The sequence below is a fragment of the Streptomyces sp. NPDC017943 genome (assembly GCF_044328425.1).
GTDB lineage: Bacteria > Actinomycetota > Actinomycetes > Streptomycetales > Streptomycetaceae > Streptomyces > Streptomyces djakartensis_A.
Window position 1 is genome coordinate 84,431 of sequence record NZ_JBIRHH010000012.1, and the last position, 20,232, is coordinate 104,662.

The following is a 20,232-nucleotide window of genomic DNA, read 5'->3' on the forward strand; positions in this document are numbered from 1 at the left end:
CCGAAAACCCACATGTTGCTCGGCAAAGCGGCCGCGACGCGGGCAGGACGGTCCACTCCGTGAGACACGGCCACGCCCCGGACCCGGGGGGCCGCCCGCCCGGCCCGTCGGGGGGAAATCGGCGAATCCGAATACGGGGAGTTTCCCGTGTATAGGACACGCAATTCCCGGCGTGACGCTGCGTAACGCGCACGCAATACAAGGCCGAACTCCCACCTTCGGCCGGGCTCACCCCGGGAACCTTTCCGATCTTGTCCACGGCCCGCACACCCGGCAAGAGCACGATCTCAGCCACGGCCAACCGGAAGTGCGCGTTCTCAGAATGCGGACTTCGGCGAAAATCCACCAAACCCGCCGAGAGTATCCGCGGTCGAGACCGGTCATCCATCGCGTCATAACAAGAAAGTCACAAGCGAGCCCACGCCGCTGACCCTGCCCTGACCCCGGGCTTAGAGTCACGGCCAGTCACCGCTCCATCGGGAGTTCGGTACCAGCGCGGCACTCACCCCCCGACCAGGGCGGGCCTGCCTGTGAAAGGACTGATTGTGCGACAGCGTTCCTTGGTGATTCTTACCTCCGTTCTCACGACCGGAGCTCTGACTCTCACCGCCTGCGGTTCCCGAGACGACAGCGGTGACAAGGGCGGAGACAACGGGAGCAGCACCACTCTGACCATCGGCGTGGACGCGCCCCTGTCCGGAGAGAACTCCACCACCGGACTCGGCATCCAGTACGGCGCCCAGATCGCCGTCGACGACGCCAACAAGAACAACTGGGTCCCGGGCGTGAAGTTCAAGCTCAAGGCCCTCGACGACAAGGCGCAGCCGGCCACCGGCCAGTCCAACGCGACCAACATCGTCGGCGACAAGACCGCCGTCGGCGCCGTCGGCCCGCTGAACTCCGGCGTCGCCCAGACGATGCAGCAGGTCTTCGCCTCGGCCAACATGGTCCAGATCTCCCCGGCGAACACCAACCCCGAGCTGACCCAGGGCAAGAACTGGCAGACGGACAAGAAGCGTCCCTACAAGACGTACTTCCGCACCGCCACCACCGACGAACTGCAGGGCAGCTTCGCCGCCGGCTACGCGTACAACGGCCTCAAGAAGAAGAAGGCCTTCGTCGTCGACGACAAGCAGACCTACGGCGCCGGCCTCGCCAAGATCTTCGGCGAGCAGTACAAGAAGCTCGGCGGCAAGCTCGTCGGCACCGATCACGTCAACACCGGCGACAAGGACTTCGGCTCCCTCGTCACGAAGATCAAGAACTCCGGCGCCGACCTGCTCTACTACGGCGGCCAGTACGACGAGTCCGCGCTGATCACCAAGCAGCTCAAGGACGCCGGCGTCAAGATCCCGCTGTTCGGCGGCGACGGCATGTTCGCCTCCACCTACATCGAGGCCGCCGGCAAGTCCTCCGAGGGCGACCTCGCCACCGCCATCGGTGTCCCCGCCGACACCCTCCCCGCGGCCAAGCAGTTCATCCAGACCTACAAGGACAAGGGCTACAAGGGTGACTACGGCGCCTACGGCGCCTACGCCTACGACGCCACCACCGCCATCATCAAGGCCGTGAAGGCCGCGGCCGACGCCAACGGCGGCAAGGTGCCCACCGACATCAACGACCTGCGCTCCAAGGTCGTCGACGGTGTCCAGAAGGCCGACTTCGAAGGCCTCACCGGCAAGATCGCCTTCGACCAGTACGGCGACACCACCAACAAGCAGCTGACGGTGTACCAGGTCGAGAAGGGCGCCTGGAAGGCCGTCGAGACCGGCACCGCCGACCTGCAGTAGTCCGGCCCCCCAGCAAGCCCCACGGGCCGCGCGGAAGGAGGACCCCGACCGCGCGGCCCGTTTTTCACACCCCCACACAGCACGCGACCACGCACGCACCCAGTGCACACGACCACCAGCGACATGGAGGCCATGCGGTGAACACCCTGCCGCAGCAGCTGGCCAACGGGCTGCTTCTCGGCTCGATGTACGGGCTGATCGCCATCGGCTACACGATGGTGTACGGCATCGTCCAGCTCATCAACTTCGCGCACGGCGAGATCTTCATGACCGGGGCCTTCGGCGCCCTCACGGTCTACTTCTACATCCTGCCCGACGGCACCTCGATGGCCCTCGCCGTACCGCTCATGCTCCTCGGCGGCGCCCTCGTGGCCATCCTCATAGCCGTCGGGGCGGAACGGTTCGCCTACCGACCACTGCGCGGAGCACCACGCCTGGCACCCCTCATCACGGCCATCGGCCTCTCCCTGGCCCTCCAGGAGGTCGTGCGCAACTTCTACCCCGGCGCCGACCGCGCCCGCGCCTTCCCCGGCCTCGACGCCACCCACGAGATCGGCTCCGTCACCATCAAGGACGCCGACATCTTCCTCATCCTGGCCGCCGTCCTCTGCATGGCCGCCCTCGCCTTCTTCGTGCGCCGCAGCCGCACCGGCCGCGCCATGCAGGCCACCGCGCAGGACCCCGACACCGCGCAGCTCATGGGCATCGACACCAACCGCATCATCGTCATCGCCTTCGCCATCGGCGGCTTCTTCGCCGCCGTCGCCGCCGTCGCCTACGGACTCAAGTACGGCAACGTCGACTACCGCATGGGCTTCCTGATGGGCCTCAAGGCCTTCACCGCGGCCGTCCTCGGCGGCATCGGCAACATCTACGGCGCCATGCTCGGCGGCATCGTCCTCGGCATCGCCGAGACCCTCGCCTCCGCCTACATCGACGAGATCCCCGGCATGCAGCAGCTCGGCGGCCAGAGCTGGGCCAACGTGTGGGCCTTCTGCCTCCTCATCCTCGTGCTCCTCTTCAGGCCACAGGGCCTGCTCGGCGAGCGCGTCGCGGACAGGGCGTGATCACATGACCGAGACGACCAAGACCGAAGTGCCGGACGCCGTCCCCACCCCGACGCCCGCACCCAGCGGCCTCGTCCCGCTGCCCCTCGCAGCCGCCCGCGGCCTCCTCCTCGGCGGCGGCATCGCCACCGCGGCCTCCGCGTTCCTCGCCTGGACCTGGACCGCCGAGTTCCCCGGCGACCTCACGATCAACGGCTACCCCGGCGGCCTGCAGTGGCTCACCTTCACCGCCGGCCTGCTCACCGCCCTGTTCGCCCTCGCCTCCTACGGCATCCGCGGACTCGGCTGGCTGCTGCCCGCCCGCAACAACGCACCCCTCGTGCTCACCGCCCTCGGCGGCTTCACCGTCACCTGGTTCACCGTCATCGCCATCAGCTCCACGCTCGGCGGCGTCGTCAACCTCGAACCCGGCGGCTGGATCGCGGCCGTGGCCTCCCTGCTGCCCGTCCTCGGCGCCCTCGCCCTCCCCCAGGAGCGCACCGGCACCGGCACCAAGGCAGCCCTCAAGGACTACGTCGCCAAGCCCGAGCGCATCCCCGCCGCCCAGGCCACCGCGCCCTGGATCCAGCGGGCCGTCATCACCGTCGCGACGATCATCGGCCTCGGCGTCTTCACCTACGGCATCGACACCGAGTACGGCGAACTCTTCATCGGCTACCTCTTCGTCGTCGTCTTCGCCGTCTGGGCCCTGCACACCGCCGGCCTCCTCGACCGCTTCTCCGCGCTCATCGCCGCCAACCGCAGCTTCGCCCTCGCCATGGGCTTCGCCGCGGCCATCGCCTTCCCCTTCACCCAGACCGACGACCACTACGCCAACATCGGCGTCAACATCCTGATCTTCGGGACCGTGGCCCTCGGCCTCAACATCGTCGTCGGCCTCGCCGGACTCCTCGACCTCGGATACGTCGCCTTCCTCGGCGTCGGCGCCTACACCGCCGCCCTCGTCTCCGGCTCCGAGTTCTCCACCATCTCCGGCGTCCACCTGCCCTTCTGGGCCTCCGCCCTGGCCGGCGCCGCCGCCTCCCTCGTCTTCGGCGTCCTCATCGGCGCCCCGACCCTGCGGCTGCGCGGCGACTACCTCGCCATCGTCACCCTCGGCTTCGGAGAGATCTTCCGCATCGCCGTCAACAACATGGACGGCCAGTCCGGACCCGACGTCACCAACGGCCCCAACGGCATCCCCTCCATCCCCGACCTGAACCTCCTCGGGTTCAACTTCGGAGAGGCCCACGAGATCGGCGGGTTCACCCTCGGCCGGTTCGCCAACTACTACCTGCTGATGGTCCTCATCATGGCCATCGTCGTCCTCGTCTACACCCGCGCCGCGGACTCCCGCATCGGCCGCTCCTGGATCGCCATCCGCGAGGACGAGACCGCCGCCACCGCCATGGGCATCAACGGCTTCCGCGTCAAGCTCATCGCCTTCGCCCTCGGCGCCGCCCTCGCCGGCCTCGCCGGCACCGTCAGCGCCCACGTCACCTACAGCGTGGTCCCCACGCCGTACCAGTTCGCCGGCTCCACCCCGCCCAACTCCGCGTTCCTCCTGGCCGCGGTCGTCCTCGGCGGCATGGGCACCGTCGCCGGCCCGCTCCTCGGCGCCGCCCTGCTCTACCTGCTCCCCGAGAAGCTCGTCTTCCTCCAGGAGAAGTCGCTCCTCGCCTTCGGCATCGCGCTCATCCTCCTGATGCGCTTCCGCCCCGAAGGCATCATCGCCAACCGCCGGCGCCAGCTCGAATTCCACGAGACCGGCCAACTCGACGTACCGAAACAGACCACGCTGACCGACGAACCGGCCGTCACCAAGGCGGGGGCGTAACCATCATGACGACACCAGTACTCGAAGCCCGCGACGTCACGATGCGCTTCGGCGGCCTCACCGCCGTCCGCTCCGTCGACTTCACGGTCAACGCCGGCGAGATCGTCGGCCTCATCGGCCCCAACGGCGCCGGCAAGACCACCTTCTTCAACTGCCTCACCGGCCTGTACGTCCCCACCGAGGGCACCGTCTCCTACAAGGGCACCGTCCTCCCGCCCAAGCCCCACCTGGTCACCCAGGCCGGCATCGCCCGGACCTTCCAGAACATCCGCCTGTTCGCCAACATGACGGTCCTCGAGAACGTCCTCGTCGGCCGCCACACGCGGACCAAGGAAGGCCTCTGGTCGGCCCTCCTGCGCGGCCCCGGCTTCAAGAAGGCCGAACGCGCCAGCGAGGAACGCGCCATGGAACTCCTCGAGTTCATCGGCCTCGCCCACAAGCGCGACCACCTCGCCCGCAACCTCCCCTACGGCGAGCAGCGCAAGCTCGAGATCGCCCGCGCCATGGCCTCCGAGCCCGGCCTGCTGCTCCTCGACGAGCCCACCGCCGGCATGAACCCCCAGGAGACCCGGGCCACCGAGGAACTCGTCTTCGCCATCCGCGACAAGGGCATCGCCGTCCTCCTCATCGAGCACGACATGCGCTTCGTCTTCAACCTCTCCGACCGCGTCGCCGTCCTCGTCCAGGGCGAGAAGCTCGTCGAGGGCACCGCCGAGGTCGTCCAGGCCGACGAGCGCGTCGTCGCCGCCTACCTGGGCGAGCCCTTCGAGGGCGACCCCGGCGAGGCCGAAGCCGCCGAGGTCGAGGCCGCCGAAGCCGCCGCCGACGCGACCAGCACCACCAGCAGCACCAAGGGAGAAGCCAAGTGACCGCACTCCTCGAAGTCGAGGACCTCCGGGTCTCCTACGGCAAGATCGAAGCCGTCAAGGGCATCTCCTTCAGCGTCGACGCCGGCCAGGTCGTCACCCTGATCGGCACCAACGGCGCCGGCAAGACGACCACCCTGCGCACCCTCTCGGGACTGCTCAAGCCCACCGCGGGAAAGATCCTCTTCGACGGCAAACCCCTCCACGGGGTCCCCGCCCACAAGATCGTCTCCCTCGGCCTGGCCCACTCCCCCGAAGGCCGGCACATCTTCCCCCGCCTCACCATCGCGGAGAACCTCCAGCTCGGAGCGTTCCTCCGCAAGGACAAGGAAGGCATCGAGAAGGACATCCAGCGCGCCTACGACCTCTTCCCCATCCTCGGGGAACGCCGCAAGCAGGCCGCCGGCACCCTCTCGGGCGGTGAGCAGCAGATGCTCGCCATGGGCCGCGCCCTGATGTCCCAGCCCAAGCTGCTCATGCTCGACGAGCCCTCCATGGGCCTCTCCCCGATCATGATGCAGAAGATCATGGCGACGATCTCGGAGCTCAAGTCCCAGGGCACGACCATCCTCCTGGTCGAGCAGAACGCCCAGGCCGCGCTGTCCCTGGCCGACCAGGGCCACGTCATGGAGGTCGGCAACATCGTCCTGTCCGGAACGGGGCAGGACCTGCTGCACGACGAATCGGTGCGCAAGGCGTACCTCGGCGAGGACTGAGGTCCCACCGCGCGACACGAAGGCCCGCTTCCCCTCCGGTCAGGGAGGGGAAGCGGGCCTTCGCCGTACCGCTCGGCCGGGGATCAGCCCTTGCCGGCCTTCTTCTCCTCGGCGTCCTGGATGACCGCCTCCGCGACCTGCTGCATCGACATGCGGCGGTCCATCGACGTCTTCTGGATCCACCGGAACGCGGCCGGCTCCGTCAGCCCGTACTCCGTCTGCAGCACCGACTTCGCCCGGTCCACCAGCTTGCGGGTCTCCAGCCGGAGCGTGAGGTCGGCGACCTCCTTCTCCAGCTCCTTCAGCTCCGTGAACCGCGAGACGGCCATCTCGATCGCCGGGACGACGTCGCTCTTGCTGAACGGCTTCACCAGGTACGCCATGGCCCCGGCGTCCCGCGCGCGCTCGACGAGGTCCCGCTGGGAGAACGCGGTCAGCATCAGCACCGGCGCGATGCTCTCCTCCGCGATCTTCTCGGCCGCCGAGATGCCGTCGAGCTTCGGCATCTTCACGTCGAGGATCACCAGGTCGGGGCGGTGCTCACGGGCCAGCTCCACGGCCTGCTCACCGTCACCGGCCTCACCGACGACGGTGTACCCCTCCTCCTCCAGCATCTCTTTGAGATCGAGCCGGATCAGGGCCTCGTCCTCGGCGATGACGACCCGCGTCGTCATCGGAGGCACGTGCGACTTGTCGTCATCAGGCACGTCGACAGGCTGGGGCGACTCGGGGGCACTCACGTGGGCTCCTTGGTAGGGGCAGGCCGGTACTGCTCCCAAGAGCGTACCTAGCTGCGGTATGGTGGTCGGGCAGTGGGTCGACGTCAACCTTGGATTCACCGGGCCCCGGTAGCCCAATTGGCAGCAGGCAATGGATTCAAAACCCATACAGTGTCGGTTCGAGTCCGACCCGGGGCACTTTTCCTTCCATTCCAAGGTCACCACTCCGAAGCGGATGTCCACGTTCTCGTGAACATCCGCTTTTTGCTGTGTGTCGCCGTGCCGTCACTTTCACAGTGGCCCTCATGTACGACATCAGCACGCGCAAGCGAACACTCGCATTGCTGAGCCAAGGCCGCAGCCTCAACTCGGTGAGCCGCGAGACAGGCATTTCCCGGGCCGCGATTCGCGCGTGGCGCCAGCGCCTCGAACCGCGTTCACGGACGACGCCGCCGGACCCCGGTCCGCCTGCCGATGAATCCGCCTATGCCTATCTGCTGGGCCTGTATCTCGGGGACGGCTGCCTCAGCACTCATCCGCGCGGGGGCCATTACCTCAGGATCGCCTGTGCGGACGCCTGGCCCGGGCTCATCGCACAGTGCCGCGAGGCCATCGAACGCGTACGCCCCGGCACCGGCGTATACGTGGTGCAGAAGCAGGGCTGCGTCGCGGTCACCAGCTATTCCCGGAGCTGGCCGGCCCTCTTCCCCCAGCACGGTCCCGGCAGGAAGCACGAGCGGCGGATCGCCCTCGAACCATGGCAGCAGGCCATCGTCGACCACCACCCGTGGGACTTCGTCCGAGGGCTGATCCACTCCGACGGCTGCCGTGTCACCAACTGGACGACCCGGATCGTCGGCGGGCGACGCAAGCGCTACGAGTATCCGCGGTACTTCTTCACCAACCGCTCGGACGACATCATCCGCCTCTTCACCGCGGCGCTCGACCAGGTGGGAGTCGAGTGGACGAAGGCGAACGCGCACAACGTCTCCGTCGCCCGCAAAGCCTCCGTCGCCCTCATGGACGCCCACGTCGGGCCCAAGTACTGACCGCCGGCTAGCGCGGGGCGTCGTCCTCGGCGATGTGGTGGACGCGGACCAGGTTCGTCGAGCCGGAGACGCCGGGTGGGGAGCCGGCCGTGATGACGACCATGTCGCCCGGGCGGCAGCGGCCGTACGCGAGCAGCAGTTCGTCGACCTGGTCGACCATCGCGTCCGTGGACTCCACGCTCGGCCCGAGGAACGTCTCGACGCCCCAGCTGAGACTGAGCTGGGAGCGGGTTGCCTGGTCGGGGGTGAAGGCCAGCAGCGGGATGGGCGAGCGGTAGCGGGAGAGGCGGCGGGCGGTGTCGCCCGACTGGGTGAAGGCGACGAGGAAGCGGGCGCCGAGGAAGTCGCCCATCTCGGCGGCCGCGCGGGCGACGGCGCCGCCCTGGGTGCGGGGCTTGGTGCGTTCGGTCAGCGGCGGCAGGCCCCGGGCCAGGATGTCCTCCTCGGCGGCTTCGACGATGCGGGCCATCGTGCGCACGGTGCCGACGGGGTGTTTGCCGACGCTGGTCTCCCCGGAGAGCATGACCGCGTCGGTGCCGTCGATGACGGCGTTGGCGACGTCGGAGGCCTCGGCGCGGGTGGGCCGGGCGTTGTCGATCATCGAGTCGAGCATCTGGGTGGCGACGATGACCGGTTTGGCGTTGCGCCGGGCGAGGGCGATGGCGCGCTTCTGGACGAGGGGGACCTGTTCGAGGGGCATCTCGACGCCGAGGTCCCCGCGGGCGACCATGATGCCGTCGAAGGCGGCGACGATGTCCTCCAGGTTCTCCACGGCCTGGGGTTTCTCGATCTTGGCGATGACGGGGAGGCGGCGGCCCTCCTCGTCCATGATGCGGTGGACGTCCTGGATGTCGCGGCCGCTGCGCACGAAGGAGAGGGCGATGACGTCGAAGCCGGTGCGCAGGGCCCAGCGGAGGTCGTCCTCGTCCTTCTTGGACAGGGCGGGGACGGAGACGGCGGCGCCGGGGAGGTTCAGTCCCTTGTGGTCGGAGACGACGCCGCCTTCGCGGACGGTGGTGTGGATGCGGGGGCCGTCGACGCCGGTGACCTGGAGGCAGACCTTGCCGTCGTCGACGAGGATGCGTTCGCCGGTGGTGACGTCGGCGGCGAGGCCGGCGTAGGTGGTGCCGCAGCCGTCGCGGTCGCCCTCGGCGCCGTCCTCGACGGTGATGGTGAAGGTGTCGCCGCGTTCGAGGAGTACGGGGCCTTCGGTGAAGCGGCCGAGGCGGATCTTCGGGCCTTGGAGGTCGGCGAGGGCGCCGACGCTGCGGCCGGTTTCGTCGGCGGCTTTGCGGACCCGGTGGTAGCGCTCCTCGTGTTCGGCGTGTTCGCCGTGGCTGAGGTTGAAGCGGGCTACGTCCATTCCGGCTCCGACCAGGTCTTTGATCCGGTCGTAGGTGTCGGTGGCGGGTCCCAGGGTGCAGACGATTTTCACTCGGCGCATGGTACGAGCCTATGAGTTACCGACTGGTAGTGAATTGGCCGGGCGTGACCACTCAACAGACGTTGCGTGAAGCGTTATTGACAACCGTTGAATTGTGCGGCGGGGCGCTCCGATGAGCGTCCGGCGGGAATTCGGTCGCGTTTTCGGAAAAGGGCCCCGCCGGGATGTCACAGGCGCGGCGGGACCATGGTGAAGCGCGCGTTCACCTGGGCGTGGACGTGCTGGCGCTGGGGTTCGAGGTCGAGGGGGGCGGGCGTGTCCTCGGCGGTGCCGGCGAAGGCGGCGGAGCGCATGCGTCCGGGGGCCTGGGGGTGGGCCGGCGGGGTGTTCTCGGCGCCGATGTCGGCGATCTCCACGAGGGCGGCGAGGGTGGTGCCGAGGGCGTCGGCGTACTCGCGGGCGCGCTGGACGGCTTCGTGCACGGCTTTCTTGCGGGCGTCGCGGTGGGCGGGTGAGTCGGGGCGCAGGGCCCACCAGGGGCCGTCGACGTGGGTGAGGTCGAGGTCGGCGAGGCGGGTGGTGAGTTCGCCGAGGGCGGTGAAGTCGGTGAGTTCGGCGGTGACGTGGACGCTGCCGTGGTAGGTGCGGACGCGTTCGCCGCGGCCGTGTTTGGTGAGTTCGGGGGTGATGGAGAAGGCGCCGGTCTCCAGGCGTTCGACGGCGTCCGGGTAGGACTTGACGAGGTCGAGGACGGTGGAGTTGCGGCGGGTGAGGTCGTCGAGGGCGGAGCGGCGGTCGCGGCCGCGGGCGGTGACGGTGATGCCGATGCGGGCGATCTCGGGGTCGACTTCGAGGCGTGCCTCGCCGCGGACGGCTATGCGGGGGGCGTCGGGGGTGCCGTAGGGGAGGGCGGGCTGGGGGGTGTCCGTGGGGGTGGTCATACGTCCCACTCTGTCACGGTGTGGCGGGCGTCCGGGGCGGAGTTGGGGATTCCAGTCACCAGATCGCAACCTGCCGGGTCTGGCCGGTTCGGTCATGACCGGGTCAGAATCTACGCGCGTTATCTACGCGCGTTCACAGATTCCGCAAGGAGAGCCAGACATGCCGTTGAACCGCCGGAAGTTCCTGGGGAAGTCCGCTGTGACCGGAGCGGGGGTGGCGCTGGCCGGTGCGGTCGCGGCGCCGGGGGCCCAGGCGGCCGAGGCGCGGGGCGGGCGGCCTGCGAAGCGGTACGCGTTCACCGTGATGGGCACGACGGACCTGCACGGCAACGTCTTCAACTGGGACTACTTCACGGACAAGGAGTTCGACGACAAGGACCACAACGACGTGGGCCTGGCGAAGGTCTCGACCCTGGTGAACCGGGTCCGTGCGGAGAAGGGCCGCCGCAACACGCTGCTCATCGACGCGGGCGACACCATCCAGGGCACGCAGTTGTCGTACTACTACGCCAAGGTGGACCCGATCACCGCCGCGGGCGGGCCGGTGCACCCGATGGCGCAGGCGATGAACGCGATGGACTACGACGCGGCGGCGCTGGGCAACCACGAGTTCAACTACGGCATCCCGGTGCTGCGCAAGTTCGAGCAGCAGTGCGACTTCCCGCTGCTGGGTGCGAACGCGCTGGACGCGAAGACGCTGCGGCCGGCGTTCGCGCCGTACAGCATGCACCGGCTGCGCACGCCGCACGGGCGGGACGTGAAGGTGGCGGTGCTGGGGCTGACGAACCCGGGTATCGCGATCTGGGACAAGGCGAACGTGCAGGGGAAGATGACGTTCCCGGGCCTGGAGGAGCAGGCGGCGAAGTGGGTGCCGAAGCTGCGCTCGATGGGCGCGGACGTGGTGATCGTCTCGGCGCACAGCGGTTCGTCGGGCACGTCGTCCTACGGTGACCAGCTGCCGTACGTGGAGAACGCGGCCGGTCTGGTGGCCGAGCAGGTGCCGGGCATCGACGCGATCCTGGTCGGGCACGCGCACACGGAGATCCCCGAGTACTTCGTCACGAACAAGAAGACCGGCAAGAAGGTCGTGCTGTCGGAGCCGCTCAAGTGGGGTCAGCGGCTGACGCTGTTCGACTTCGAGCTGGTCTTCGAGAAGGGCTGCTGGAAGGTCGAGAAGGTGGGCGCGAAGGTCCTCAACTCCAACACGGTGGAGGAGGACACGAAGATCACCAAGCTGCTCTCGGACGAGCACGCGAAGGTGGTCGCGTACGTCAACCAGGTCATCGGCACGAACGCGGCGGAGATGACGTCGGCCGAGGCGCCGTACAAGGACGTGCCGATCATCGACCTGATCAACCACATCCAGGCCGACACGGTGAAGCAGGCCCTGGCGGGCACCGAGCACGCGGCGCTGCCGGTGCTGTCGCAGGCGGCGTGCTTCTCGCGCAGCGCGCGGATCCCGGCGGGCGAGGTGACGATCCGGGACGTGGCGGGGCTGTACGTCTTCGAGAACACGCTGGAGGCGCGGCTGATGACGGGTGCGCAGATGAAGGCGTACCTGGAGTTCTCGGCGAACTACTACGTGCAGACGCCGGCCGGGGCGCCGGTGGATCCGGCGAAGCTGACCAACGCGGGCGGCATCCCGGACTACAACTACGACGTGGTGAGCGGGCTGTCGTACGAGATCGACATCGCGAAGCCGGCCGGGTCGCGGGTGACGAACGTGCGGTTCGAGGGGCAGCCGCTCGCGGACGACGCGAGGTTCGTGTTCGCGGTGAACAACTACCGGGCCAACGGCGGCGGGAACTTCCCGCATGTCGCCGCGGCCCCGGTGCTGTGGTCGAACTCGGAGGAGATCCGCAACACCATGATCGCCTGGGTGAAGGCGAAGGGGTCGATCGACCCGGCCGTGTTCGCGGCGGTGGACTGGAAGCTGACGCGTGAGGGCGCGCCGGTCTTCTGAGCCGTGCCCGTTCACCTGCGGTCGTCGACCAGCGGGGTCAGTGCCGGTGCCTCGCGGGGCGGCGGTACGTGGCGGGGCTGGGTGAGGCCGAAGGTGGTGAAGGCGGTGCGGCGCGGGAGTCCGTAGGCTTCCCTGCCGGTCAGGGAGTTGAGGATGATCGCGCCGCGCCAGGCGGTGAGGCCGAGGTCCGGGGCGCCGACCCCGTGGGTGTGGGTCTCGGCGTTCTGGACGTGGACGGTGCCGGTGACGGACGGGTCGAGGACGAGGCGGTAGTCCTCGTCGATGCGGGGCCGCTCGGCGTTGTCGCGGCGCAGGTAGGGGTCGAGGCCGGCCAGGACGCGGTCCAGGGGGCGCTCGCGGTATCCGGTGGCGAGGACGACGGCGTCGGTGGTGAGGCGGGAGCGGCTGCCCTGCAGTTCGTGCTCCAGGTGCAGTTCCACCTTGGTGGTGGCGACCCGGCCGGCGGTGCGGACGCGGACGCCGGGGGTGAGGACGGCGTCGGGCCAGCCGCCGTGCAGGGTGCGGCGGTAGAGCTCGTCGTGGATGGCGGCGACGGTGGTGGCGTCGATGCCTTTGTGCAGGTGCCACTGCCCGGCGACGAGCCGGTCGCGGGTGGCCTCGGGCAGGGCGTGGAAGTAGCGGGTGTGGTCGGGGGTGAAGTGCTCCAGGCCGAGCTTGGAGTACTCCATCGGCGTGAACGCGCTGGTGCGGCCGAGCCAGTGGAGGCTCTCGCGGCCCGCGGGCCGGTTGCGGAGCAGGTCGAGGAAGATCTCGGCGCCCGACTGGCCGGTGCCGACGACGGTGACGTGCCCCGCGGCCAGGAGGGTGTCGCGGTGGTCGAGGTAGTCGGCGGCGTGCACGACGGGGACGCCGGGGGCCTGGACCAGGGGTTTGAGCGGGTCGGGGACGTAGAGTTCGGTGCCGATGCCGAGGACGACGTTGCGGGTGTAGGTGCGGCCCAGGGCTTCGGCTTCCCCGTCGCCGTCGAGCTGGGTGAAGTCGACTTCGAACAGGTCGCGTTCGGGGTTCCAGCGCACGGCGTCGACCTGGTGGCCGAAGTGCAGGCCGGGCAGGTTCTCGGCGACCCAGCGGCAGTAGGCGTCGTACTCGGCGCGGTGGATGTGGAAGCGCTCGGCGAAGTAGAACGGGAAGAGCCGTTCGCGGGATCTGAGGTAGTTGAGGAACGTCCAGGGGCTGGTGGGGTCGACGAGGGTCACCAGGTCGGCGAGGTAGGGCACTTGGATGGTGGCGCCGTCGATGAGCAGCCCGGGGTGCCAGCCGAAGGCGGGGCGCTGGTCGTAGAAGACGGTGTCGAGGTCGCCGAGGGGGTGGGCGAGCGCGGCGAGGGAGAGGTTGGCGGGGCCGATGCCGATGCCGACGAGGTCGCGCGGGGCGTCGGGTTCGTGGTGCGGGCGGGGTGCCGGGATGTGGTCGGGGTTCATCGGGGGGTGTGTCCTTCCTCGAGTGCCGCCCGGCGTGCTGCCACGAGGTGCAGCAGGGCGGCCAGGTCGTCGGGGCCGGTGGCGGGGTTGAGCAGGGTGGCCTTCAGCCAGAGCCGGCCGTCGAGGCGGGCCCGGCCGAGGACGGCGGTGCCGTCGGTGAGCAGGGCGCGGCGTACGGCGGCGACGGTGGTGTCGGGGGCGCCGGCGGGGCGGAACAGCACGGTGCTGAGGGTGGGCGGCGCGTGCAGGTCGAAGCCGGGGTGCGCGTCGACGAGGGCGGCGAACTGCCGGGCGTGGGCGCAGACCTGGTCGACGAGCGCGCCGAGGCCGCTGCGTCCGAGGGTCTTGAGGGTGACGGCGAGCTTGAGGGTGTCGGGGCGGCGGGTGGTGCGCAGGGAGCGGCCGAGGAGGTCGGGCAGTCCGGCGTCGGTGTCGTCGTCGGCGTTGAGGTAGTCGGCGCGGTGCCGCAGGGCGGCGAGGTCGCGGGGGTCGCGGACGGCGAGGAGGCCGGCGGCGACGGGTTGCCAGCCGAGTTTGTGCAGGTCGAGGGTGACGGTGTCGGCGGCGTCGAGTCCGTCGAGCAGGGCGCGGTGCCGGGTGCTGAACAGCATCGCTCCGCCGTAGGCGGCGTCGATGTGCAGCCGGGCGCCGTGGGAGGCGCAGCGGCCGGCGATCTCGGGCAGCGGGTCGATCAGGCCGGCGTCGGTGGTGCCGGCGGTGGCGGCGACGAGCCGGGGCCCCTTCGTGCGGGTGAGGGCCGTGTCGAGGGCTGCGGGGTCCAGTCTGCCGCCGGGGGCGGGCACGACGACGGGGTCGGGCAGGCCCAGCAGCCAGGCGGCGCGCGGCAGCGAGTGGTGGGCGTTGCCGCCGACGACGAGCCGGACGGTCCCGCCGCCGGCCTCCCGGGCCGCCTCGCGGGCGAGCAGCAGGGCGAGGTGGTTGGCTTCGGTGCCGCCGGTGGTGACGAGCGCGTCCGGGCCGGGGCCGGGCCCGTGGATCTCCCGGGCGAGGGCCCGGGTGACCATCGCCTCCAGCTCGGAGGCGGCCGGGGCCTGGTCCCAGGAGTCCAGGGAGGGGTTGAGGGCGGATGCGGCGAGGTCGGCCGCGGCGGCGACGGCCAGGGGCGGGCCGTGCAGGTGGCCGGCGCAGCGGGGGTGGGCCGGGTCGGCGGCGCCCTCGGCGACGGCACGGACCAGGGTGTGCAGCGCCTGCGGGTCGCCGTGGTCGGGGAGGATCTCCCCCACCGTCCGGCGCAGCCGTGCGGCGACCGCCTGCGGCCCGCCCGGCGGCAGGGGCCCGCCGCGGGTCCGGCCACCGGTGTCGAGCGCGTCGAGCACGGTGTCGAGCAGCGGTCGCAGGGCGCGGGGCCCTTCGGGGCCCGAGGCGAGGGACGGCGTGCGCATGAGCTGACCTCCGGGACACGGGGCGAACCGCCCGAACAGCCCAACGACGCAACCGGGCCGGAGGTGTTCCTGCGCGAATCGTCAGTTGCGGGGAGGGCGCACGGGCTGGCCGCCTCGCCGCCGCGTCATACCGGGCACCGGGGGCGCCCCCGCGTGGCGTCGTGCCGGATGCCGGGGGCGCTCCCGCGTGGCGTCATGCCGGGTGCCGTGGCATCGGCGCGGCCGACTTGCCGTCGTGCCCCGCGGGGTGCCGGTGGCACCGGGGTGGCCGGTCCGGCATCGTGTCCTGCCGGCTACCGGTGACACCGGGATGGGGTCGTCCGTGCCCCCGGGCCGCTGCGATGCCCGGGGCGGGGCGGTCCTCGTGGCCGTCCCGCCCGCCGTGCGTCCCCCGGGTCAGTTCTCCGCTGCGTCCCTGACCCGCAGTGCGCGCCTGAGGTCGTCCAGTTGGTCGATCAGTTTGCGGCGCAGGGCAGGGCTGGGGGCGGCCTGCGTGAGGCACTGTTCGCCGAGGCGGAGGTTGTCCGGGTCGACGGCGTGTGCGGGGAAGGCCCAGCGGCCGGCCGCGTCGGCCATGGCGGGACCGCGCCGGTCGGCGAGGGCGACGGCGTCCGTGTAGAAGCGCGGCACGTAGGGGCCGACGAGGTCGCTCTGCTCGGGCTGCCAGAAGCCGCGGGCGGTGGCGGTGAAGAGGTAGTTGGACAGGTCGTCGGAGCCGAACATGGCCTGCCAGGCGCGTTCCTTGGCCTCCGGGTCGGGCAGGGCGGCCCGGCACAGGGCGGCGCCCTCCTGGCCGGTGGCGCTCGGGTCGCGTGCGAGTTCCGCCTCGATGGCGGCCTCGTCGGTCGCGCCGAGGACGGCGAGCCGGGCGAGCACGCGCCAGCGCAGCTCCGGGTCGAGCTCGGGGCCGCCGGGGACGGTGCCGTCGGCGAGCCAGGCGGCGATGGTGTCGGGGTGGGCGGCCACGTCGATGCGGTGGCGGACCGCGATCAGGCGCAGCCCGGGGTTGTCGCCGTCCTCGGTGCGGCGGATGAGGTCGCGGCACAGCTCGGACAGGGTGGCGAGGGCGGCGGGCCGCCGGCCGGGGGTGAGGTAGCGGTCGGTGAGGTGGGTGGAGGCGAACGCGAGGACGCCCTGGACGACGGCCAGGTCGGTCTCCAGCGGCAGGTGGGCCCGGGCGGTCTCCAGGTAGGCGGCGGGGGCGAGTTCGCCGTCGCGTACGGCGTCGCGCAGGGCGTTCCAGACGACGGCGCGGGTGAGCGGTTCGGGCAGGCCGGACAGGTCCTTGCGGACGGTGTCGAAGGACTCGGGGTCGAAGCGGACCTTGGCGTAGGTGAGGTCGCCGTCGTTGAGGAGGAGCAGCGCGGGGCGCTTGCCGATGGGGTGGTCCGCGGTCTGCGGGAGGTCCAGGTGGAGGCGTTCGCGCAGGACGAGTTGTCCGCCGTCGTCGCCGAGGTCGCGGTCGTACAGGCCGACGGCGACGCGGTGCGGGCGGCTGCCGGCGCGGTCGGTGGCGAGGGCGCACAGGCCCTGTTCGCCGGGGACGATCCGCGGGGTGAGGGTGTCGACGCCGGTGGTGCGCAGCCAGGCGTCGGCCCAGGCGTGGACATCGCGGTCGGTGGCGCCGGCGAGGTTGTCGATGAAGTCGGCGAGGGTGGCGTTGGCGAACTTGTGCCGGGCGAAGTGGGCGTTGATGCCGGCGAGGAAGTCCTTCTCGCCGAGCCAGGTGACGAGTTGCCGCAGGGCGCTGGCCCCCTTGGCGTAGGAGATGCCGTCGAAGTTGAGCAGGGCGGAGGCGGTGTCGTCGACGGCTTCGGGGGCGACGGGGTGGGTGGAGGGGCGCTGGTCGGCGTCGTAGCCCCAGGACTTGCGCGTGACGGCGAAGTCGGTCCAGGTGTCGGTGAAGCGGGTGGCCTCGGTGAGGGTCTGGTAGCCCATGTACTCGGCGAAGGACTCGTTCAGCCAGATGTCGTCCCACCACTTGAGGGTGACGAGGTCGCCGAACCACATGTGGGCCATCTCGTGGGCGATGACCATGGCGCGGGTCTGCCGCTCGGTGTCGGTGACGGCGGAGCGGTAGACGAATTCGTCGCGGAAAGTGACCAGGCCGGGGTTCTCCATGGCGCCCGCGTTGAACTCGGGGACGAAGGCCTGGTCGTAGGAGTCGAAGGGGTACGGCTCGTCGAACTTCTCGTGGTAGCGGTCGAAGCAGGCGCGGGTGACGTCGAGGAGTTCGTCGGCGTCGGCGTCCAGGTGGGGGGCGAGGGAGCGGCGGCAGTGCAGGCCGAAGGGCAGGCCGCGGTGCTCGGTGCGCACGGAGTGCCAGGGGCCGGCAGCGACGGCGACGAGGTAGGTGGAGATCAGGGGGGTGGGGGCGGCCCGCCACACGCCGTCGCGGTGCTCGGTGAGGCCGTTGGCGAGGACGGTCCAGCCCTGCGGGGCGGTGACCGACAGGTCGAAGACGGCTTTCAGGTCGGGCTGGTCGAAGGCGGCGAAGACGCGCTGGACGTCGTCCATGAACAGCTGTGTGTAGACGTAGGTCTCGCCGTCGGTGGGGTCGGTGAAGCGGTGCATGCCCTCGCCGGTGCGGGAGTAGCGCATGCGGGCGTCCAGGCGCAGTTCGTGCTCGCCGGGGGCGAGGTTCTTCAGCGGGAGCCGGTTGCCGTCGAGGGCCTCGGGGTCCAGGGGTTGTCCGTCGAGGGTGGCGGAGTGCAGCTCGGCGGGCTTGACCTCGACGAACGTGTCCCCGGCCGCGCGGGCGGCGAACGTGATCAGGGTGCGGGAGCCGAAGGTCTCGTCACCGCCGGTCAGGTCGAGTTCGACGGTGTAGCGGTGGACGTCGAGGAGCTCTGCTCGGGCCTGCGCTTCGTCGCGCGTCAGTACGGACATGCAGACATGCTGCCTGATGGGGTCGGCACGGCACAGAGGCGGATCGGTACGTGCGCAATGTCCGGTCTCAGCCGCGGTCCTTCTCGAGCTCCCCGGCGTGCGCCCCCTGGGGCCGCTGGGTGGGTACGTGGGCGCCGGGGTGGGGCAGGACGGGACTCGCGGGGTGGGCGGGGGTGCCGGGGTGCTCCCGGGCCAGGGCGCGCAGCCGGCGGACCTCCCGTTCCAGGGCGAGGTGGCGGCGGTGGGCGTCGTAGAGGTAGCGGACCTTGGTGCGCAGGGACCAGGGGTCGACGGGTTTGAGGAGGAGGTCGGCGACGCCGAGGCGGAAGGCGGTGGTGGCCAGGGCGTGGTCGACTCCGAAACCGGTCAGCAGGATGACCGGAATGTGCTGGGTCTGTTCGACGCGGCGCATGTAGCGCACGACCTCCAGGCCGCCGAGGCCGGGCATGCACACGTCGAGCAGGAGCAGGCCGACCCCGCCGCGCAGGACCTGCTTGAGCGCCTCGTCACCGCTGGTGGCGCGGCCGATGCGGTGGCCCAGGGGGGCCAGGGCGCTCTCCAGCGCGTACAGCGTGTCCTCGTGGTCGTCGACGATGAGGATCCTGGTATCCGACGGCATGGCCCGACGCCCCCTCCCTCGTGGAGGACCAGAGTAGGTCCGGGACGCTGACGCGCAGTACGCGCCGGCTGACATGCTGTGCTCAGCGCAGCATGCCCGGCGCGGGCGGCGGTGTCACTCCCCCGGTGGCCGGTCGCCGGTGGCGGCGGGGGTCTCGGCGGGGACGGCGGTGCCGTTGCGCGCCTCCTCGGCGGTGCCGTTGAGCGCCTCCTCGGCGATGCGCTCGTGGTGGCGGATGACCTCGGCGACGATGAAGTTCAGGAACTTCTCGGCGAAGGCCGGGTCCAGCTTGGCGTCCTCGGCCAGGGCGCGCAGGCGGGCGATCTGGCGGGCCTCGCGGGCGGGGTCGGCGGGGGGCAGCTGGTGCCGGGCCTTGAGGAGGCCGACCTGCTGGGTGGCCTTGAAGCGCTCGGCGAGCATGTGCACGACGGCGGCGTCGATGTTGTCGATGCTGTCGCGCAGCCGCGCGAGTTCCTCGCGGACGCCGGGCCGGGCGTCGTCGGTACCGGTGTTGCTGGTGGTCATGGGGCGGAAGCCTACGGGGACGGGGCCGCCCGGCCGCGGGGCGTCTCACGCCTCGGCGGCCCGGGGCGGGGGCGTCCTCGTACAGTGGAAGCGGGTTCCCGGGCGTCCTGGGGGTGAGGCGTGGCGAACGACGGGCCGGTCGAGCACGGCTACCCGCATCTGGAGACGGTGCGCGCCGCCGTCACGGCGCTGTACCGGCGGCTGTCCCACGTCACCGTCCGGACGTTCGCGACGAGTGTGGTCCCGGCGGACGTGGCGTTCTGCGACACGGACGACCTGCATCTGGGGGCGCAGCGGGTGGCGCGGGAGCTGGTGCGGCACTACCGGCTGCCGGACGCGCGGCTGATCGTGGGTTTCCGGGAGATGCGGCACGCGGCGAACGTGGAGCTGGCGGCGGGGCCGGAGTACTTCGTGGAGCTGAACGACCGGTTCCGTACGCACCGGCGGGACATCGGGGCGGCGCTCGCGCACGAGGTGACGCATGTGTACCTGCACCGGCTGGACCTGTCGTTCCCGGGCGTGCGGGACAACGAGATCCTCACCGACACGGCGGCGGCGTACCTGGGGGCGGGCTGGCTGCTGCTGGACGCCTACCGGGAGGACGGGGTGTCGTCGCAGAAGCTGGGGTACCTCACGCCGGAGGAGTTCGGGTACGTGCTGGCCAAGCGGGCGCTGGTGTTCGGGGAGGACCCGTCGGTGTGGTTCACCAGCGCGCAGGCGTACACGGCGTACGGCAGGGGGATGGAGCTGGCGCGGCGGGACGGGCGGCAGCCGCCGCTGACGGCGGCGGGCTGGGCGGGCCGGCGGCGCTACGCCCGGGACCGGCGGCTCGCGCCTGAGGGGCCGCAGCCGGGGGTGCGGTACGTCTTCTCGCCGGACGTGGGAGGGCGGTTGCGGGTCTCGTTCCCCTGCCCGACGTGCGAGCAGCGGATCAGGGTGCCGGTGCAGGGCCGGGTGCGGGCCCGCTGCGCGCTGTGCCGGAGTGTGCTGGAGTGCGACACGTGACGCCGTGCTGGAGTGCGACACGTGACGCCGTGCCGGGC

At 70.8% G+C, this 20,232-nt stretch carries 16 protein-coding genes and 1 tRNA gene; 9 read left to right on the top strand and 8 right to left on the bottom strand.

Annotation, left to right across the window (positions count from 1 at the left end; all coding sequences use genetic code 11):
- The first annotated feature begins 560 nt into the window (after positions 1 to 560).
- From ACH4C6_RS30980 to ACH4C6_RS31000, 5 genes are all read left to right on the top strand, one after another.
- On the top strand, positions 561 to 1,790 hold the full coding sequence (locus ACH4C6_RS30980) for a branched-chain amino acid ABC transporter substrate-binding protein (protein WP_398111965.1): 1,230 nt from the start codon (positions 561 to 563) through the stop codon (positions 1,788 to 1,790).
- A gap of 137 nt (positions 1,791 to 1,927) precedes the next feature.
- The gene (locus ACH4C6_RS30985; RefSeq protein ID WP_398111966.1) at positions 1,928 to 2,857 is read left to right on the top strand and encodes a branched-chain amino acid ABC transporter permease; all 930 of its coding nucleotides are present in this window, start codon (positions 1,928 to 1,930) and stop codon (positions 2,855 to 2,857) included.
- A 4-nt stretch (positions 2,858 to 2,861) separates the two neighbouring features.
- On the top strand, positions 2,862 to 4,673 hold the full coding sequence (locus ACH4C6_RS30990; RefSeq protein ID WP_398111967.1) for a branched-chain amino acid ABC transporter permease: 1,812 nt from the start codon (positions 2,862 to 2,864) through the stop codon (positions 4,671 to 4,673).
- Between the two features lie 5 nt (positions 4,674 to 4,678).
- Entirely contained in the window at positions 4,679 to 5,542 is an 864-nt protein-coding gene (locus ACH4C6_RS30995) for an ABC transporter ATP-binding protein (protein ID WP_190897995.1), read from the top strand.
- Positions 5,539 to 6,255: an ABC transporter ATP-binding protein gene (locus tag ACH4C6_RS31000; protein WP_398111968.1), complete on the top strand. Its 717-nt coding sequence runs from the start codon at positions 5,539 to 5,541 to the stop codon at positions 6,253 to 6,255. Before ACH4C6_RS30995 ends, ACH4C6_RS31000 begins: the two co-directional genes overlap by 4 nt.
- Positions 6,256 to 6,338: 83 nt before the next feature.
- Here the strand turns inward: ACH4C6_RS31000 and ACH4C6_RS31005 are convergent, their stop codons facing one another.
- Positions 6,339 to 6,995 carry an ANTAR domain-containing response regulator gene (locus tag ACH4C6_RS31005; RefSeq protein ID WP_369196289.1) on the bottom strand — a complete coding sequence of 219 codons (657 nt, stop codon included), beginning with the start codon at positions 6,993 to 6,995 and terminating at the stop codon, positions 6,339 to 6,341.
- Between the two features lie 102 nt (positions 6,996 to 7,097).
- Here ACH4C6_RS31005 and ACH4C6_RS31010 point away from each other — a divergent pair.
- A tRNA-Leu gene (locus tag ACH4C6_RS31010) sits at positions 7,098 to 7,172 on the top strand.
- A gap of 107 nt (positions 7,173 to 7,279) precedes the next feature.
- Complete coding sequence (locus ACH4C6_RS31015; protein WP_398111969.1) at positions 7,280 to 8,023, top strand: helix-turn-helix domain-containing protein; 744 nt, start codon at positions 7,280 to 7,282, stop codon at positions 8,021 to 8,023.
- Positions 8,024 to 8,030: 7 nt separating this feature from the next.
- On the opposite strand, the gene pyk is transcribed toward ACH4C6_RS31015, so the two are convergent.
- Together pyk and ACH4C6_RS31025 are read right to left on the bottom strand one after the other, a co-directional pair.
- Positions 8,031 to 9,467, bottom strand: a complete 1,437-nt coding sequence (gene pyk / locus ACH4C6_RS31020) for a pyruvate kinase (RefSeq protein ID WP_398111970.1) — start codon at positions 9,465 to 9,467, stop codon at positions 8,031 to 8,033.
- A gap of 167 nt (positions 9,468 to 9,634) precedes the next feature.
- Positions 9,635 to 10,348 (bottom strand): SIMPL domain-containing protein, encoded by a 714-nt coding sequence (locus ACH4C6_RS31025; protein WP_398111971.1) that lies wholly within the window; start codon positions 10,346 to 10,348, stop codon positions 9,635 to 9,637.
- Positions 10,349 to 10,508: 160 nt separating this feature from the next.
- On the opposite strand from ACH4C6_RS31025, the gene ACH4C6_RS31030 reads away from it, so the two are divergent.
- Entirely contained in the window at positions 10,509 to 12,311 is a 1,803-nt protein-coding gene (locus ACH4C6_RS31030; RefSeq protein WP_398111972.1) for a bifunctional metallophosphatase/5'-nucleotidase, read from the top strand.
- A gap of 11 nt (positions 12,312 to 12,322) precedes the next feature.
- On the opposite strand, the gene ACH4C6_RS31035 is transcribed toward ACH4C6_RS31030, so the two are convergent.
- From ACH4C6_RS31035 to ACH4C6_RS31055, 5 genes are all read right to left on the bottom strand, one after another.
- Positions 12,323 to 13,753 (bottom strand): lysine N(6)-hydroxylase/L-ornithine N(5)-oxygenase family protein, encoded by a 1,431-nt coding sequence (locus tag ACH4C6_RS31035; protein WP_398111973.1) that lies wholly within the window; start codon positions 13,751 to 13,753, stop codon positions 12,323 to 12,325.
- On the bottom strand, positions 13,750 to 15,156 hold the full coding sequence (locus tag ACH4C6_RS31040) for a pyridoxal phosphate-dependent decarboxylase family protein (RefSeq protein WP_398111974.1): 1,407 nt from the start codon (positions 15,154 to 15,156) through the stop codon (positions 13,750 to 13,752). The genes ACH4C6_RS31035 and ACH4C6_RS31040 overlap by 4 nt, the downstream gene beginning before the upstream one ends.
- 396 nt (positions 15,157 to 15,552) lie before the next feature.
- Positions 15,553 to 18,045 carry an aminopeptidase N gene (pepN, locus tag ACH4C6_RS31045; protein WP_398111975.1) on the bottom strand — a complete coding sequence of 831 codons (2,493 nt, stop codon included), beginning with the start codon at positions 18,043 to 18,045 and terminating at the stop codon, positions 15,553 to 15,555.
- Positions 18,046 to 18,112: 67 nt separating this feature from the next.
- Positions 18,113 to 18,664: a two-component system response regulator gene (locus tag ACH4C6_RS31050; RefSeq protein WP_398111976.1), complete on the bottom strand. Its 552-nt coding sequence runs from the start codon at positions 18,662 to 18,664 to the stop codon at positions 18,113 to 18,115.
- 114 nt (positions 18,665 to 18,778) lie between these two features.
- Positions 18,779 to 19,189: a chorismate mutase gene (locus ACH4C6_RS31055; RefSeq protein ID WP_398111977.1), complete on the bottom strand. Its 411-nt coding sequence runs from the start codon at positions 19,187 to 19,189 to the stop codon at positions 18,779 to 18,781.
- Between the two features lie 120 nt (positions 19,190 to 19,309).
- Between ACH4C6_RS31055 and ACH4C6_RS31060 the strand changes: the two genes are divergently transcribed.
- A complete protein-coding gene (locus ACH4C6_RS31060; protein WP_398111978.1) occupies positions 19,310 to 20,194 on the top strand; it encodes a hypothetical protein in 885 nt (294 codons plus the stop codon).
- Positions 20,195 to 20,232: the final 38 nt, after the last annotated feature.